The 13,422-nt window shown below is 72.5% G+C and carries 12 protein-coding genes; 3 read left to right on the top strand and 9 right to left on the bottom strand.

The features are described from left to right. Nucleotides 1-8: 8 nt before the first annotated feature. The 4 genes from ACPOLA_RS04955 to ACPOLA_RS04940 all read right to left on the bottom strand — a co-directional run bounded on the left by ACPOLA_RS04955 (nt 9) and on the right by ACPOLA_RS04940 (nt 4,550). Complete coding sequence (locus ACPOLA_RS04955; RefSeq protein ID WP_435769288.1) at nt 9-1,316, bottom strand: M16 family metallopeptidase; 1,308 nt, start codon at nt 1,314-1,316, stop codon at nt 9-11. Nucleotides 1,317-1,323: 7 nt separating this feature from the next. Then, entirely contained in the window at nt 1,324-3,561 is a 2,238-nt protein-coding gene (locus ACPOLA_RS04950; RefSeq protein WP_435769287.1) for a polyribonucleotide nucleotidyltransferase, read from the bottom strand. Nucleotides 3,562-3,823: 262 nt separating this feature from the next. Continuing rightward, entirely contained in the window at nt 3,824-4,099 is a 276-nt protein-coding gene (rpsO, locus tag ACPOLA_RS04945) for a 30S ribosomal protein S15 (protein WP_136431519.1), read from the bottom strand. A gap of 220 nt (nt 4,100-4,319) precedes the next feature. Then, the gene (locus ACPOLA_RS04940; RefSeq protein ID WP_435769286.1) at nt 4,320-4,550 is read right to left on the bottom strand and encodes a DUF6458 family protein; all 231 of its coding nucleotides are present in this window, start codon (nt 4,548-4,550) and stop codon (nt 4,320-4,322) included. Between the two features lie 116 nt (nt 4,551-4,666). On the opposite strand from ACPOLA_RS04940, the gene ACPOLA_RS04935 reads away from it, so the two are divergent. Then, nucleotides 4,667-6,763 (top strand): molybdopterin-dependent oxidoreductase, encoded by a 2,097-nt coding sequence (locus ACPOLA_RS04935; protein ID WP_435769285.1) that lies wholly within the window; start codon nt 4,667-4,669, stop codon nt 6,761-6,763. A gap of 3 nt (nt 6,764-6,766) precedes the next feature. Continuing rightward, nucleotides 6,767-7,192: an alternative ribosome rescue aminoacyl-tRNA hydrolase ArfB gene (gene arfB / locus ACPOLA_RS04930; RefSeq protein WP_435769284.1), complete on the top strand. Its 426-nt coding sequence runs from the start codon at nt 6,767-6,769 to the stop codon at nt 7,190-7,192. 7 nt (nt 7,193-7,199) lie between these two features. Here arfB and ACPOLA_RS04925 read toward each other — a convergent pair whose 3' ends face one another. After that, entirely contained in the window at nt 7,200-8,156 is a 957-nt protein-coding gene (locus ACPOLA_RS04925) for a nucleoside hydrolase (protein ID WP_435769283.1), read from the bottom strand. A gap of 8 nt (nt 8,157-8,164) precedes the next feature. Continuing rightward, nucleotides 8,165-9,112 (bottom strand): bifunctional riboflavin kinase/FAD synthetase, encoded by a 948-nt coding sequence (locus ACPOLA_RS04920; RefSeq protein WP_435769282.1) that lies wholly within the window; start codon nt 9,110-9,112, stop codon nt 8,165-8,167. 67 nt (nt 9,113-9,179) lie between these two features. Here ACPOLA_RS04920 and ACPOLA_RS04915 point away from each other — a divergent pair, with 67 nt between their 5' ends. Beyond that, entirely contained in the window at nt 9,180-9,944 is a 765-nt protein-coding gene (locus tag ACPOLA_RS04915) for a L,D-transpeptidase family protein (RefSeq protein WP_435769281.1), read from the top strand. 3 nt (nt 9,945-9,947) lie between these two features. Here the strand turns inward: ACPOLA_RS04915 and truB are convergent, their stop codons facing one another. The 3 genes from truB to infB all read right to left on the bottom strand — a co-directional run. Continuing rightward, nucleotides 9,948-10,805 carry a tRNA pseudouridine(55) synthase TruB gene (gene truB / locus ACPOLA_RS04910; RefSeq protein ID WP_435769280.1) on the bottom strand — a complete coding sequence of 286 codons (858 nt, stop codon included), beginning with the start codon at nt 10,803-10,805 and terminating at the stop codon, nt 9,948-9,950. Further along, the gene (gene rbfA, locus ACPOLA_RS04905; RefSeq protein ID WP_435769279.1) at nt 10,805-11,305 is read right to left on the bottom strand and encodes a 30S ribosome-binding factor RbfA; all 501 of its coding nucleotides are present in this window, start codon (nt 11,303-11,305) and stop codon (nt 10,805-10,807) included. Before rbfA ends, truB begins: the two co-directional genes overlap by 1 nt. A gap of 79 nt (nt 11,306-11,384) precedes the next feature. Then, on the bottom strand, nt 11,385-13,422 hold a 2,038-nt coding region (gene infB / locus ACPOLA_RS04900), incomplete at its 5' end, for a translation initiation factor IF-2 (RefSeq protein ID WP_435769278.1).

The raw sequence follows: 13,422 nt of genomic DNA, 5'->3' as shown, positions 1-13,422 counted from the left end.
CCGCGGCGTCAGGCCGGTCCGACGACCGCCAGCAACTCGGGCCGGGAGAACACCTCCGCCGCCACGGCCTGCACGTCGTCGAGGGTGACGCCCTCGATCCGGGCGATCACGTCGTCGATGCCCAGCACCTCGCCGTGGACGAGCTCGCTCTTGCCCAGCCGCATCATCCGCGAGCCGGAGTCCTCGAGCCCGAGGATCATCCCGCCGACCAGCTGCCCCTTGCCGCGAGCGAGCTCGTCGGCGGTGATGCCTTGCGCTGCGATCTGCGCCAGCTCCGCGCGCACCACCTCGAGCACCTCGTCGCGCCGGTCGGGGAGGCAGCCGACCGCGACGCCCACCAGGCCGGAGTCGGCGTAGTGGCTGGCGAAGGAGTAGACGGAGTAGGCCAGCCCGCGGTGCTCGCGGACCTCCTGGAACAGGCGGCTCGACGTGCCGCCGCCCAGTGCGGTGTTGAGGACGCCGAGCGCGAAGCGTCGCTCGTCGTCGCGGGTCAGGCCCTCGCGGCCGATGACCAGGTTGACCTGCTCGAAGGGCCGAGCCACGTGCTCGGAGCCACCGCCGACCCGCGGCCGTGGCCGGCTGTCCCGCGGCGAGACGGGCGCGCCGTCGCCGTCCAGCCAGCCGTGTCGCGCGAAGGACCGGCGGACGGCCTTCACCACGGTGGCGTGGTCGACCGCGCCGGCCACGGAGATCACCGTGTTGGCCGGCACGTAGTGCCGGCGGTAGAACCGCTTGATCTGCGCGGGCGTCATCGCCTCGATCGACTCGGTCGTGCCGGCGATCGGCCGGCCCAGCGGCCGGTCACCGCCCCAGGCCAGCTCCGCCAGCAGGTTCTGTACGGCGTCGTCGGGGTCGTCGTCGTGCATCGCGATCTCGTCGAGGATCACGTCCCGCTCGGCGTCCACGTCGCGAGGCTCGAGCAGCGAGCCGGTGACCATGTCGCCGAGCACGTCGACGGCGAGCGGCAGGTCGTCGGCGAGCACCCTGGCGTGGAAGCAGGTGTACTCCTTCGCGGTGAACGCGTTGAACTCACCGCCCACCGCGTCGAGCGCGATGGAGATCTCCAGGGCCGAGCGCTCCCCCGTGCCCTTGAAGAGCAGGTGCTCGAGGAAGTGGGACGCCCCGTGGCTGGTCGCGGACTCGTCGCGCGAGCCGACGCCGACCCACACCCCGATCGAGGCCGACCGGGCGCCGGCCATGTGCTCGGTGACGATGCGCAGTCCGGACCCGAGCTGGGTCCTGCGGACCTGCGACGTCACCTGGCCGGCGCTGTCCCGGACGGTCTCGAGGGTGCGCGTGGTCGGGCGTCGGCTCACGCGGCTGTCACGCCTCCGGCTGCTCGGAGTCGGAGCCGGCCTCGGCCGCGTCCGCAGCGCCCTCGTCCTCGACGACCGGGACCAGCGACAGCTTGCCGCGGTCGTCGATCTCGGCGATCTCGACCTGGAGCTTCTGGCCGACCGCGACGACGTCCTCGACGCTCTCGACGCGCTTGCCACCGGCCAGCGAGCGCAGCTTGCTGATGTGCAGCAGGCCGTCCTTGCCGGGCATCAGGGCGATGAAGGCACCGAAGTTGGTGGTCTTCACCACGGTCCCGAGGTAGCGCTCGCCGACCTCCGGCATCGTCGGGTTGGCGATCGCGTTGATGGCCTGGCGGGCGGCCTCGGCGGCCTCGCCGTTGGTCGCCCCGATGTAGACGGTGCCGTCGTCCTCGATCGACAGGGTCGCGCCCGTGTCGTCCTGGATCTGGTTGATCACCTTGCCCTTGGGGCCGATCACCTCGCCGATCTTGTCGACCGGCACGCGGACCGTGATGATCCTCGGCGCGTGGACCGACATCTCCTCGGGCTCGTCGATGGCCTCGGCCATCACGTCGAGGATCGCCATCCGCGCGTCGTAGGCCTGGCTCAGCGCGGAGGCGAGGACCTCGGCCGGGATGCCGTCGAGCTTGGTGTCGAGCTGCAGCGCGGTGACGAACTCGCGGGTGCCGGCGACCTTGAAGTCCATGTCGCCGTAGGCGTCCTCGGCTCCGAGGATGTCGGTCAGCGCGACGTACTCGGTGCGGCCGTCGATCTCACCGGAGATCAGACCCATCGCGATGCCGGCGACCGACGCCTTCAGCGGCACGCCCGCCTGCAGCAGCGAGAGGGTGGAGGCGCAGACCGAGCCCATCGACGTGGAGCCGTTGGACCCCATCGCCTCGGAGAGCTGACGGATCGCGTAGGGGAACTCCTCGCGGGACGGGAGCACCGGCAGCAGCGCCCGGCGGGCGAGGGCGCCGTGGCCCACCTCGCGGCGCTTGGGCGAGCCCACGCGGCCGGTCTCGCCCGTCGAGAACGGCGGGAAGACGTACTTGTGCATGTAGCGCCGCTGCTTCTCCGGCGACAGCGTGTCGAGCTGCTGCTCCATCTTGAGCATGTCGAGGGTGGTGACGCCGAGGATCTGGGTCTCGCCGCGCTCGAACAGCGCCGAGCCGTGCACCCGCGGGATCACGCCGACCTCGGCGTGCAGCGGGCGGATGTCGGCCAGGCCGCGGCCGTCGATCCGGACCTTCTCGCGGAGCACCCGCTCGCGGACGAGCTGCTTGTTGAGCGAGCGGAACGCCGCGCCGATCTCCTTCTCGCGGCCCTCGAACCGGCCGGCGAGCTGGTCGAGCAGGGAGGCCTTGATCTCGTCGAGGCGGTTCTCGCGGTCCTGCTTGCCGACGATGGTCAGCGCCTCGGCGGTCTCGGTGCGCACAGCGGCCTCGACGGCGTCGTACACGTCGTCCTCGTAGTCGAGGAAGATCGGGAACTCCTGGACCGGCTTCGCGGCGGCCTTGGCGAGCTCGGCCTGCGCCTCGCACAGCTGCTTGATGAACGGCTTCGCGGCGTCGAGTCCGCCGGCGACCACGCTCTCGGACGGGGCGGTGGCGCCGGACTGGACGAGCTCGAAGGTCTGCTCGGTGGCCTCGGCCTCGACCATCATGATCGCGACGTCGCCGCTGTCGGTGACCCGACCGGCCACGACCATGTCGAAGACGGCCTTCTCGAGCTGGCTGTGGCTGGGGAAGGCGACCCACTGGCCCTCGATCAGGGCGACCCGGACGCCGCCGACCGGACCGGAGAACGGCAGGCCGGAGAGCTGGGTGGAGATCGACGCGGCGTTGATCGCGAGCACGTCGTAGGGCTGGTCGGCGTCCAGCGCGAGCACCGTGATGACGACCTGGACCTCGTTGCGCAGGCCCTTCTTGAAGGTGGGGCGCAGCGGGCGGTCGATCAGGCGGCAGGTGAGGATCGCGTCCTCGGAGGGCCGGCCCTCGGAGCGGAAGAAGGAGCCGGGGATCTGGCCCACGGCGTACATCCGCTCCTCGACGTCGATCGTCAGGGGGAAGAAGTCGAAGTGGTCCTTCGGCTGCTTGCCGGCCGTGGTGGCCGAGAGCAGCATCGTCTCGTCGTCGAGGTAGGCGGTCACCGAGCCGGCGGCCTGCCGGGCCAGCAGGCCCGTCTCGAACTTGACGGTGCGGGTGCCGAACTTGCCGTTGTCGATGACGGTCTCAACGGCGGAGATGACGGGTTCAGTCACGTGTTGACTCTTTCGTTCGCGGTGCGATCCGCGACCCCCGCGTCGTGTGCCGATCTTCGATCGAAGCCGCCGCTGCTGCGCTCGTGCGCCCAGCGGGAGCTACTACCGAGGACCGGGCCGTGGTGACGCGGATCGCTCCAGATTGATGTCGTGTTCAGTTGTACGACGCCGGGCCGGCGTCGCTCGGGCGGCCGCTCGGACCGTCCCTCAGACCGAATGTAGCGAAGGGACCCACCGAGGCGGTGGATCCCTTCGCACGAGGTCAGCGGCGGAGGCCGAGACGCTCCACGATCGAGCGGTAGCGCTCGATCTCGGTCTTCTTCAGGTAGTTCAGCAGCCGGCGACGCTGGCCCACGAGGAGCAGCAGGCCGCGACGGCTGTGGTGGTCGTGCTTGTGCTGCTTGAGGTGCTCGGTCAGGTGACTGATCCGGTGGCTCAGCAGCGCGATCTGCACCTCCGGCGAGCCGGTGTCGCCCTCGGTGGTGCCGTACTCGGCGATGATCTTCTTCTTGGTCTCAGCGTCGGTTCCGACAGCCATGGACGTCCCTTCCAGCTCACTCGTTGCGCGGCGCCCCAGCCTGAACACCTGGAGCACTCTCGATCCGCGGCCGATCTGACGGCGGTAGCCGCCGCCGGTCAGTCCGGCGGCAACCTGTCAAGGCTAACAGCGAGCGTCCGACGGCGCCCAATCCCGCACGCCAGCAGGCGGGCCCGGCGGGTGCTTCCGCCGAGCCCGCCCGCGTGCGACGGTGAAGCCGTCAGGCCGGCGGCGGGGTGCGGTGGTGCTCCTCCACCCGGGTGCCGTCGGCGTAGGTGCGGGTCGAGCGCGAGCGCATCGTGCTGGCAGCCGTCAGGACCAGGCACAGGACACCTGCTCCCGTGAGGATCCAGCCCACCATGGTCAGGTCGACGCCCTCGACCATGTCCTGCACGGCGAGTGCGAGGATCAGTCCCAGCGCGAGCAGGAACACTCCGAGTCCGTAGCCCATGTCAGGTCTCCTTCCTGGGTCTTCCGGTCACCTGCGCGGTACCCCGCCGCCCGGAGCCGATACATCGGCACGGCGGAGGGCTGGTGGGGTCCGCCACCGCGTGTGACGATGCACGGATGGAGCAGCGGATCGGCGTGTGCAACCTGTGCGAGGCGATCTGCGGCCTCGTCCTGACCATCGAGGACGGCCGGGTCACCGGCGCGCGGGGCAACCCCGCGGACCCGCTGTCGCGCGGACACGTCTGCCCCAAGGGCGTCGCCATCGGCGACGTGCACGCCGACCCCGACCGGCTGCGCCGCCCGGTCCGGCGCGTCGGCGACTCCTGGGAGGAGATGGGGTGGGACGAGGCCCTGGACCTGGTCGCCGACCGGATCGCCGCCACGATCAACGAGCACGGCGACGACGCCCTCGCGACCTATCTGGGCAACCCGAGCGTGCACAGCCTGGGGGCGCTGACGCACGGCATCGCGATGCTGCAGTCCTTCCGCACCCGCAACAAGTACAGCGCCACGTCCGTCGACCAGCTCCCCCACCAGCTCGTCGGCCGCCTGCTCTACGGCCACCAGCTGCTGCTGCCGGTCCCGGACATCGACCGGACGTCCTACTTCCTGGTGTTCGGCGCCAACCCGATGGCGTCCAACGGCTCGCTGATGACGGTGCCGGACTTTCCCGGCCGGCTCCGTGAGCTCCGCGCGCGCGGTGGCCGGATGGTGGTGTTCGACCCGCGGCGGACCGAGACCGCGAAGGTGGCCCACGAGCACCACTTCGTGCGCCCCGGCACCGACGCCTGGGTGCTGCTCGCGATGCTGCGCACGGTGCTCGTCGAGGGGCTCGCCCGGCCGGCGTCGTACGTCGACGGGCTGGACGAGCTCGAACGCGTCCTCGCCGACTTCACCCCCGAGGCGGCCGAGCGCGCGAGCGGGGTGCCCGCCGAGGTGGTCGAGCGGGTGGCACGAGAGCTCGCCACGGCCGACGGCGCGGCCGCCTACGGCCGGATGGGCGTCTCCACCCAGGAGTTCGGGCTGGTCTGCCAGTGGGCGGTGCAGGCGCTCAACCTCGTCACCGGCAACACCGACCGCGTGGGCGGGGCGATGCTGACCAGCCCTGCGATCGACGCGGTCGGGCGCGGCCTGCTGGGGCGCGGTCACTACGACCGCTATCGCTCGCGGGTGCGCGGGGCGCCGGAGTTCGCCGGCGAGCTGCCCGTGTCGGTGCTGCGGGAGGAGATCGAGACGCCCGGCGAGGGCCAGGTCCGGGCGCTCCTGACCAACGCCGGCAACCCCGTGCTCTCCACCCCGGACGGGGTGGCGCTGGACCGCGCGCTCGCGGGGCTCGACTTCTACGCCGCCATCGACATCTACGTCAACGAGACCACCCGCCACGCCGACGTGATCCTCCCGCCGACGACGCACCTCGAGCGCGACCACTACGACCTGGCGTTCCACGTGCTCGCGGTGCGCGACACCGCCCGGTTCAGCGAGGCCGTGTTCCCCCGCGCCGAGGACCAGCGGCACGACTGGGAGATCTACCGCGACCTGCACGCGCGGATCGTCCGTCGGCTGCGGCGGAAGCCTCCGCTCGCCCGGCGCCTGGTCACGTCGGCCAGGCTGCGGCTCAGCCCCGCCTGCATCGTGGGCGCCCTCCTGCGCACCGGCCGGTCGGGGGTGACGATCAGCGCGTTGCGCAGGCACCCCGAGGGCGTCGACATCGGGCCGCTGCGCCCGGGCCAGCTCCCGCGGCGGCTGTTCACCCGGGACAAGCGGATCCAGGTGCTTCCGACACTCGTGGTGGAGGACCTCGACCGGCTGCGGGCACAGGAGCTGCCCGCCGACGGCGAGCTCGTCCTGATCGGCCGCCGGCACCAGCGCGACTGCAACTCGTGGCTCCACAACACCGACCGGCTGGCCCGGGGCCGGTCCCGCCACCACCTGCTGATGCACCCCGACGACCTCGCCGCCCGCGGCCTGGCCGACGGCGACACGGTCACGGTGAAGTCGCGCGTCGGGGCGGTGGTCGTCGAGGTGCGGGCGAGCGAGGACCTGATGCCCGGTGTCGTCTCCCTGCCCCATGGCTACGGTCACCAGCGCGACGGCGTGCTGCTGGGCGTGGCGCAGCAGGTGACGGGCGTGTCGATCAACGACCTCACCGACCCCGAGCGGCTCGACGTCTCCGGCAACGCGGCGCTGTCCGGGGTGCCGGTCACGGTCAGCTGACGCGTGCGGGACCTCGTGATCCAGGCCGGACCGGGCCTCCCCGCCGGTCTGCTGATCCCCGACGCCGAGCTGGTGGAGCGGTTCTCCCGCTCCCCCGGGCCCGGCGGTCAGTCGGTCAACACGACCGACACCCGGGTGGAGCTGGTGTGGGATCCAGCGAGCTCGGCGGCGCTCGACGAGACGCAGCGCCGCCGGATCGTCGACCGCGCCGCGGGACCGCTCGTCGTGGTGGCGCACGAGCATCGGTCGCAGCACCGCAACCGCGTGGCCGCGCGGGCGCGACTGGCGGACCAGGTGCGCGAGCTGCTCGCGCCGCCGCCCCCCGCGCGGCGGCCGACCAGGCCGACGCGAGGGTCGAAGGAGCGGCGCCTGGAGGACAAGCGGCAGCGGGGCCGGACGAAGCAGTTGCGCGGCCGGGTCGAGGACTGAGTCGGCCTCACGGCTGGGCCGGACGAGCCGCGGGGCCGCCCAGCACCGAGCACAGCAGGTCGACGTACCGCACCCGGTCGGCCGCGACGGCCACTGCCGCGGCGCCCTTCGCGTCGTCGACCTCCGCGGTGAACCGGGTCGCGCCGTAGGTCGTCGGGTCGCTGCGCTCCACCGTGACCCCCGCGCGGAGCACCGTCAGCAGCTCGGGCGCCACCAGCGCAGCCACGGCCAGCGGGTCGTGCAGCGGGGCGCCACCCGCAGCTGCCATGGCCGGGTCGCTGCGGTACCAGCCGATCCTCTGCTCCACGAGGCTCGCCGCCGCCACGGCCGCGGGCGTGCCGAGGGCACGAAGCCGTGCGGCGTCGGCTCCGGTCAGGGGCGCCGCGAACGTGGCGTCCATGGTGACCAGCAGGAGGTCGCGCCAGCGAGCGGCGAGCACGTCGCCGGCCGCCTCGGGGTCGCACCACACGTTGCGCTCGGCGTACGGCGTCACGCCGGCGCGCCGGTGGCTGCCACCCAGCACGACCAGCCTCCCGACCGAGGCGACCAGCCGCCGGTCGGCCGCGAGGGCCGCGGCCAGGTTGGTCAGCGGCCCGGTCGCGACGAGGGCCACCGGCTCGGCGGCCGCGCGGAGCGTCTCCACCAGCCAGTCGACGGCATCGCCGGCCGGAGCGGACACCGGCGCCGGCAGGTCGATCGTCGGCTCCAGGTCCGCCCGCCCGCTCGGCAGCGGCTCGATCCGGGGCCGGACCGGAGCGTTCCGGCCCGGATGCACCCCCACGTCGCCGCGACCGACGAGGTCGAGGACCCGCAGCGTGTTGTCCGTGGTGTGGCGGACGTCGTGGTTGCCCCAGACGGTGGTGACCCCGAGCAGCTCCAGGTCGGGGTGGAGGGCGGCGAGCAGGATCGCCACCGCGTCGTCGGTCCCGGTGTCGCAGTCGAGGATGACGGGGAGACCGGTCATGGCACGCCTCAGGCGTCGAGGATCTCTCGCGCGCGCTCCACGTCGCCCGCCATCGCGGCCAGCAGGTCCTCGACGGAGTCGAAGCGGACCATGCCGCGGAGCCGCTCGACGAAGGCGACCTCCACCATCCGGCCGTAGAGGTCGAGGTCGGTGCGTCCGAGGACGTAGGACTCCACCCGCCGCTCCCGCTCGCCGTCGAAGGTGGGGTTGGTGCCCACGCTGATCGCGGCGGGGTGGGTCGCGCCCTGCTCGGGGCCGTCCAGCACGGTGAGCCGCCCGGCGTAGACCCCGTCGGCGGGCGCCGCGGCGCCCGGACCGACGGGCACGTTGGCCGTCGGGTAGCCGAGCTCCCGGCCCCGCCTGTCGCCCTCGACCACGACGCCCCGCGTCGTGAACGGACGGCCCAGGGCCTCCGCGGCACCGGCGACGTCACCGGCGGCGAGACAGGTCCGCACGTAGGTCGACGACCAGACCTGGGGACCCCCGTCGAGCGTGACCTCCTCGACCACGAAGTCGTGCTCGGCGCCGGCCCGGCGAAGGAGGTTGCAGTCGCCGGCCGCCCGGTTGCCGAACCGGAAGTTGGCGCCCACGACGACCGCTCTCGCATGCAGGGTCGCGACGAGGATGCGGTCGATGAACTCGTCCGGCGTCCAGGCCGCGATCTCCCGCGAGAACGGGATGACCAGCACGTCGTCGACCCCCGCCTGCGCCATCAGCCGCAGCCGGTCGTCGATGCTGGTGAGGGTCGGCGGTGCGTGCTCCGGTCGCAGCACGGCGATGGGGTGGGGGTCGAAGGTGACGGCGACGACGGTGTCGACGCCGACCTCGCCGGCCACCTCGCGGGCCCGGCGCACGACGTGCTGATGGCCCAGGTGCATGCCGTCGAAGTTGCCGATGGTCAGCACCGTCCGGCCGAGCTCTGCCGGGACCTCCTCCAGCGATCGCCACACACGCACGGCGGCAACTCTCCCACACCGCCGGATCCGCCGGCGCACCCCAGGCGGCCGTGCGATCATCGAGCACATGCGGGGAGGCGGGTGGCGCAGGCACGTCGTACTGCCGGCGATCGCCGCGGCCCTGGCGCTGACCGGATGCGCAGCGCCCGTCGAGCCGGGCGTCGGTGCGCCCCGGCCGGAGAGCTCCGCCACCGTCGGCACGGACCCCGCGAGCCGGACGCCCGGCGACGAGGCGGCCCCCTGGGCGGCCCTGGTGCCGCCCGCCACCAGGCAGGTGGTGCGGACCGTCTCCAGCACGCGGTGGTGCCGCCGGGTGCACTGCACCGTCACCCAGGCCTGGGTCAGACGGGACGGGCGGTGGGCGCTGGTGCGGGAGTTCCGCTCGTCGATCGGGCCGGGTGGATGGGGCAAGCGGCGGCAGGACGACGGCCGTACTCCCGAAGGCGTCTTCGAGATCAGGACCACCTTCTCGACGACGCCCCAGAACCCCGGCCGGATGCCGTGGCGCCGCAGGCTGCCCACGAGCAACGTGACCGACGAGGCGGGCCCTTTCTACAACACCTGGCTGGAGGAGCCGGACCGCACCGACGGCGACCGCCCGTCCATGCGCTGGGGGTTCGTCGTCGACTTCAACAATGTGCGGCTCGCGCCGGGTGTCGGCCCGGCGCCGGTTCCCCGCGCGGGCAGCGGGATCTTCTACCACACCTCACGTCCCGGGCACCGCTGGGAGCCGAGCGCCGGCTGCACCCGGGTCGGCGACCCCGCCGACATGCGGTGGCTGCTGACCTGGCTTCGGCCGGACGCGCACCCGCGCGTGGTGCAGAAACTCTAGCGGTCAGCCGACGAAGACGGCGACCGGGCGGGCCTTGCCGCCCTCGGGCCGGTAGAGCGCGAGGAACTCCCCGTCGGGGGCGAACAGCCCGGTGACCTCGTCGATCGCGAGGCCGAGCGGCCGGCCGTAGCGCACCGCCTGCGCCTGGTCGGGGTCCAGGTCGAGTGCGGGGAACGCAGCGCGCGCGGCGTCGGGAAGCGGCGTGAGGAGCAGGTGGTCGAGGTCGGTGTTGGCGCCCTCGAGGGTGAACGGGCCGACGGAGTGGCGCCGGAGCGCCGTGAGGTGACCACCCACCTCGAGCGCGGAGCCGAGGTCGCGAGCGATGGCGCGGATGTAGGTCCCGCTCGAGCACGCCACGCGGAGCTCCAGGTCGAGAGCGTCACCGGCACGACGGAAGCTGCCCGCCTCGATGGCGCGGATGGTGACCGGCCGCGGCTCCAGCTCGACCGCCTCACCCGCGCGCGCCCGCGCGTAGGCCCGCCTTCCGTCGACCTTGATCGCCGAGACCGTCGAGGGCACCTGCAGGATCTCGCCCTCGAACGCGCGAAGCGCGTCGCGCACGTCGTCCTCGCTGACGTGCGCGGCGGAGGTCGTCGAGGTCACCTCTCCCTCCGCGTCGTCGGTGGTCGTGCTGGCGCCCAGCCGGACCGTCGCCGTGTAGGTCTTCTCGGCCAGCACCAGGTGCCCGAGCAGGCGGGTCGCCCGCTCCACGCCGAGCACCAGCACGCCGGTGGCCATCGGGTCGAGGGTGCCGGCATGCCCCACCTTGCGGGTGCCGAGCGTACGACGCACGCGCGCCACCACGTCGTGCGAGGTCATTCCGCCGGGCTTGTCGACGACCACCAGGCCGGAGTCGGCCATCAGGCGTCCTCGGGCCCGCCGTCCTCGACGGGTCCGTCGTCCGGCTCCTCGCCCGGCTCTTTGTCCGGCTCTTCCGCGGAGACCTCACGAGGCTTGCGGTAGGGGTCCGGCTCGCCCGCCGGCCGCGCCCCCTCCCGGGCGGCTGCGACCGCGGCGTCGGCCTCCTTGGCACGCGCCAGCACCTCGTCGAGGTGACGGGCCGACTCGGGGATGCCGTCGAACTCGAACGCCAGCGACGGCACGTGCCGCATGCCGAGCTGCTTGCCGACCTCCGACCGGAGCAGCCCCTTGGCCGACTCCAGCGCCTTGGCCGTCGACTGCTGGTCGGCGTCCTCGCCGAGCACCGTGTAGTAGATCGTGGCGTTCTGTGCGTCACCGGTGAGGCGGACGTCGGTCACCGTCACGAAGCCGAGCCGCGGGTCCTTGATCCGCCGCTCCAGCATCTCCGCGACGATCACCTGGATCCGGTCGGCGATCTTGCGCACGCGCGGGCTGCTCATTCCAACTTCCTATCAGTAGGACGGCTGTGCCGCCCGACCCGGAACGGGGCGGACGGCACAGCGGTTGTCTTGCGACGACCTAGCTGCGCGGGATCTCCCGCATCTCGAAGGCCTCGACGATGTCGCCCTCCTTGATGTCCTGGAAGTTCCGCAGCACCAGACCGCACTCGAAGCCCTCGCGGACCTCGGCTGCGTCGTCCTTCTCCCGCTTGAGCGAGGCGAGGTCGAGGTTGTCGGCGATGACGGCACCGTCGCGGAGCACCCGGACCTTGGCGTTGCGCCGGATGACACCGCTGGTGACCATGCAACCGGCGATGTTGCCGATCTTCGACGAGCGGAAGATCGCGCGGATCTCCGCCTGGCCGAGGGTCTGCTCCTCGTACTCCGGCTTGAGCATGCCCTTCAGGGCCGCCTCGATCTCCTCGATCGCCTGGTAGATCACCGAGTAGTACTTGATCTCGACGCCCTCGCGGTCGGCGAGCTCGGCGGCCTTGCCCTGCGCACGGACGTTGAACCCGATGATGATCGCGTCCGACGCCGCCGCCAGGTTGACGTTGGCCTCGGTGATCGCACCGACACCGCGGTCGATGACCCGCAGCGAGACCTCGTCGCCGACCTCGAGCGCCGCCAGGGCGTCCTCGAGGGCCTCGACCGAACCGGAGACGTCGCCCTTGAGGATGAGGTTGAGCTCCTGGCTCTCCCCCTTCTCCATGGAGGCCATGAAGTCCTCGAGGGTACGACGCACGCGGCGCTTCGCCTGCAGGGCGGCCCGCTCGCGAGCCTCCCGCTTCTCGGCGATCTGGCGCGCCATCCGGTCGTCCTCGACCACGATGAAGTTCTGTCCGGCACCGGGCACCGCCGAGAGGCCCAGCACCATCGCCGGGCGACCCGGGTCGGCCACGGTCATCTCCACGCCGTGCTCGTCGAGCATCGCCCGGACACGCCCGTGAGCGGGTCCGGCCACGATCGAGTCACCGACGCGCAGCGTGCCGCGCTGGACGAGGATGGTCGCCACCGGGCCGCGCCCGCGGTCCAGGTGTGCCTCCACGACGAGCCCCTGGGCGTCCTGGCGGGGGTTCGCCCGCAGGTCCAGGGACGCGTCGGCGGTGAGCACGACCGCCTCGAGCAGCTTGTCGAGGTTGAGGCCCGCCTTGGCGGACACGTCGACGAACATCGAGTCGCCGCCGTACTCCTCGGGGACCAGGCCGTACTCGGTGAGCTGGCCGCGGACCTTGGTCGGGTCGGCCTCCGGCTTGTCGATCTTGTTGACCGCCACCACGATCGGCACACCCGCCGCCTTGGCGTGGTTGAGCGCCTCGACCGTCTGCGGCATCACGCCGTCGTCCGCCGCGACCACGAGGATCGCGATGTCGGAGGACTGCGAGCCGCGGGCTCGCATGGCGGTGAACGCCTCGTGACCCGGGGTGTCGATGAACGTGATCCGACGGTCCTCGCCGTCGACGTCGGTGTGCACCTGGTAGGCACCGATGTGCTGGGTGATGCCACCGGCCTCGCCCGCCACGACGTTGGCGCCGCGGAGCGCGTCGAGGAGCTTGGTCTTTCCGTGGTCGACGTGACCCATCACGGTCACCACCGGCGGCCGGACGACCAGGTCCTCCTCGTTGCCCTCGTCGGCACCGAACTCGATGTCGAAGGACTCCAGGAGCTCGCGGTCCTCGTCCTCGGGGGAGACGACCTCGACGTTGTAGTTGAGCTCCTCCCCCAGCAGCTGCAGGGTCTCGTCACCCACGGACTGGGTGGCGGTGACCATCTCGCCCAGGTGGAACAGCATCTGCACCAGCGAGGCGGCGTCGACGCCGATCTTCTCGGCGAAGTCGGTCAGCGAGGACCCACGGGCGAGACGGACCGTCTCGCCGTTGCCCTTGCGGACCCGCATCCCACCGATCGTCGGGGCCTCCATGGCCTCGAACTCCTGGCGACGCGCCCGCTTGGACTTGCGGCCACGACGGGCCGGACCGCCGGGACGGCCGAAGGCGCCCTGGGTCTGGCCGCGCTGGCCGGGGCGGCCGCCGCCGGGGCGGCCTCCGCCACCGGGACCGAAGCCACCGGGACCGGGGCCGCGGCCGGGAGCACCGGCTCCGGCGCCACCGCGGCCG

The organism is Nocardioides proteolyticus (genome assembly GCF_051280635.3).
Taxonomy (GTDB): Bacteria; Actinomycetota; Actinomycetes; order Propionibacteriales; family Nocardioidaceae; genus Nocardioides.
This window is presented reverse-complemented; position numbering and strand designations above follow the sequence as displayed.

Coding starts and splice junctions, on each gene's coding strand:
- rpsO (WP_136431519.1), bottom strand. CDS start 4,099: ATGGCTGTCGGAACCGACGCTGAGACCAAGAAGAAGATCATCGCCGAG.
- ACPOLA_RS04940 (WP_435769286.1), bottom strand. CDS start 4,550: ATGGGCTACGGACTCGGAGTGTTCCTGCTCGCGCTGGGACTGATCCTC.
- ACPOLA_RS04935 (WP_435769285.1), top strand. CDS start 4,667: ATGGAGCAGCGGATCGGCGTGTGCAACCTGTGCGAGGCGATCTGCGGC.
- ACPOLA_RS04925 (WP_435769283.1), bottom strand. CDS start 8,156: ATGACCGGTCTCCCCGTCATCCTCGACTGCGACACCGGGACCGACGAC.
- ACPOLA_RS04915 (WP_435769281.1), top strand. CDS start 9,180: ATGCGGGGAGGCGGGTGGCGCAGGCACGTCGTACTGCCGGCGATCGCC.
- truB (WP_435769280.1), bottom strand. CDS start 10,805: ATGGCCGACTCCGGCCTGGTGGTCGTCGACAAGCCCGGCGGAATGACC.
- rbfA (WP_435769279.1), bottom strand. CDS start 11,305: ATGAGCAGCCCGCGCGTGCGCAAGATCGCCGACCGGATCCAGGTGATC.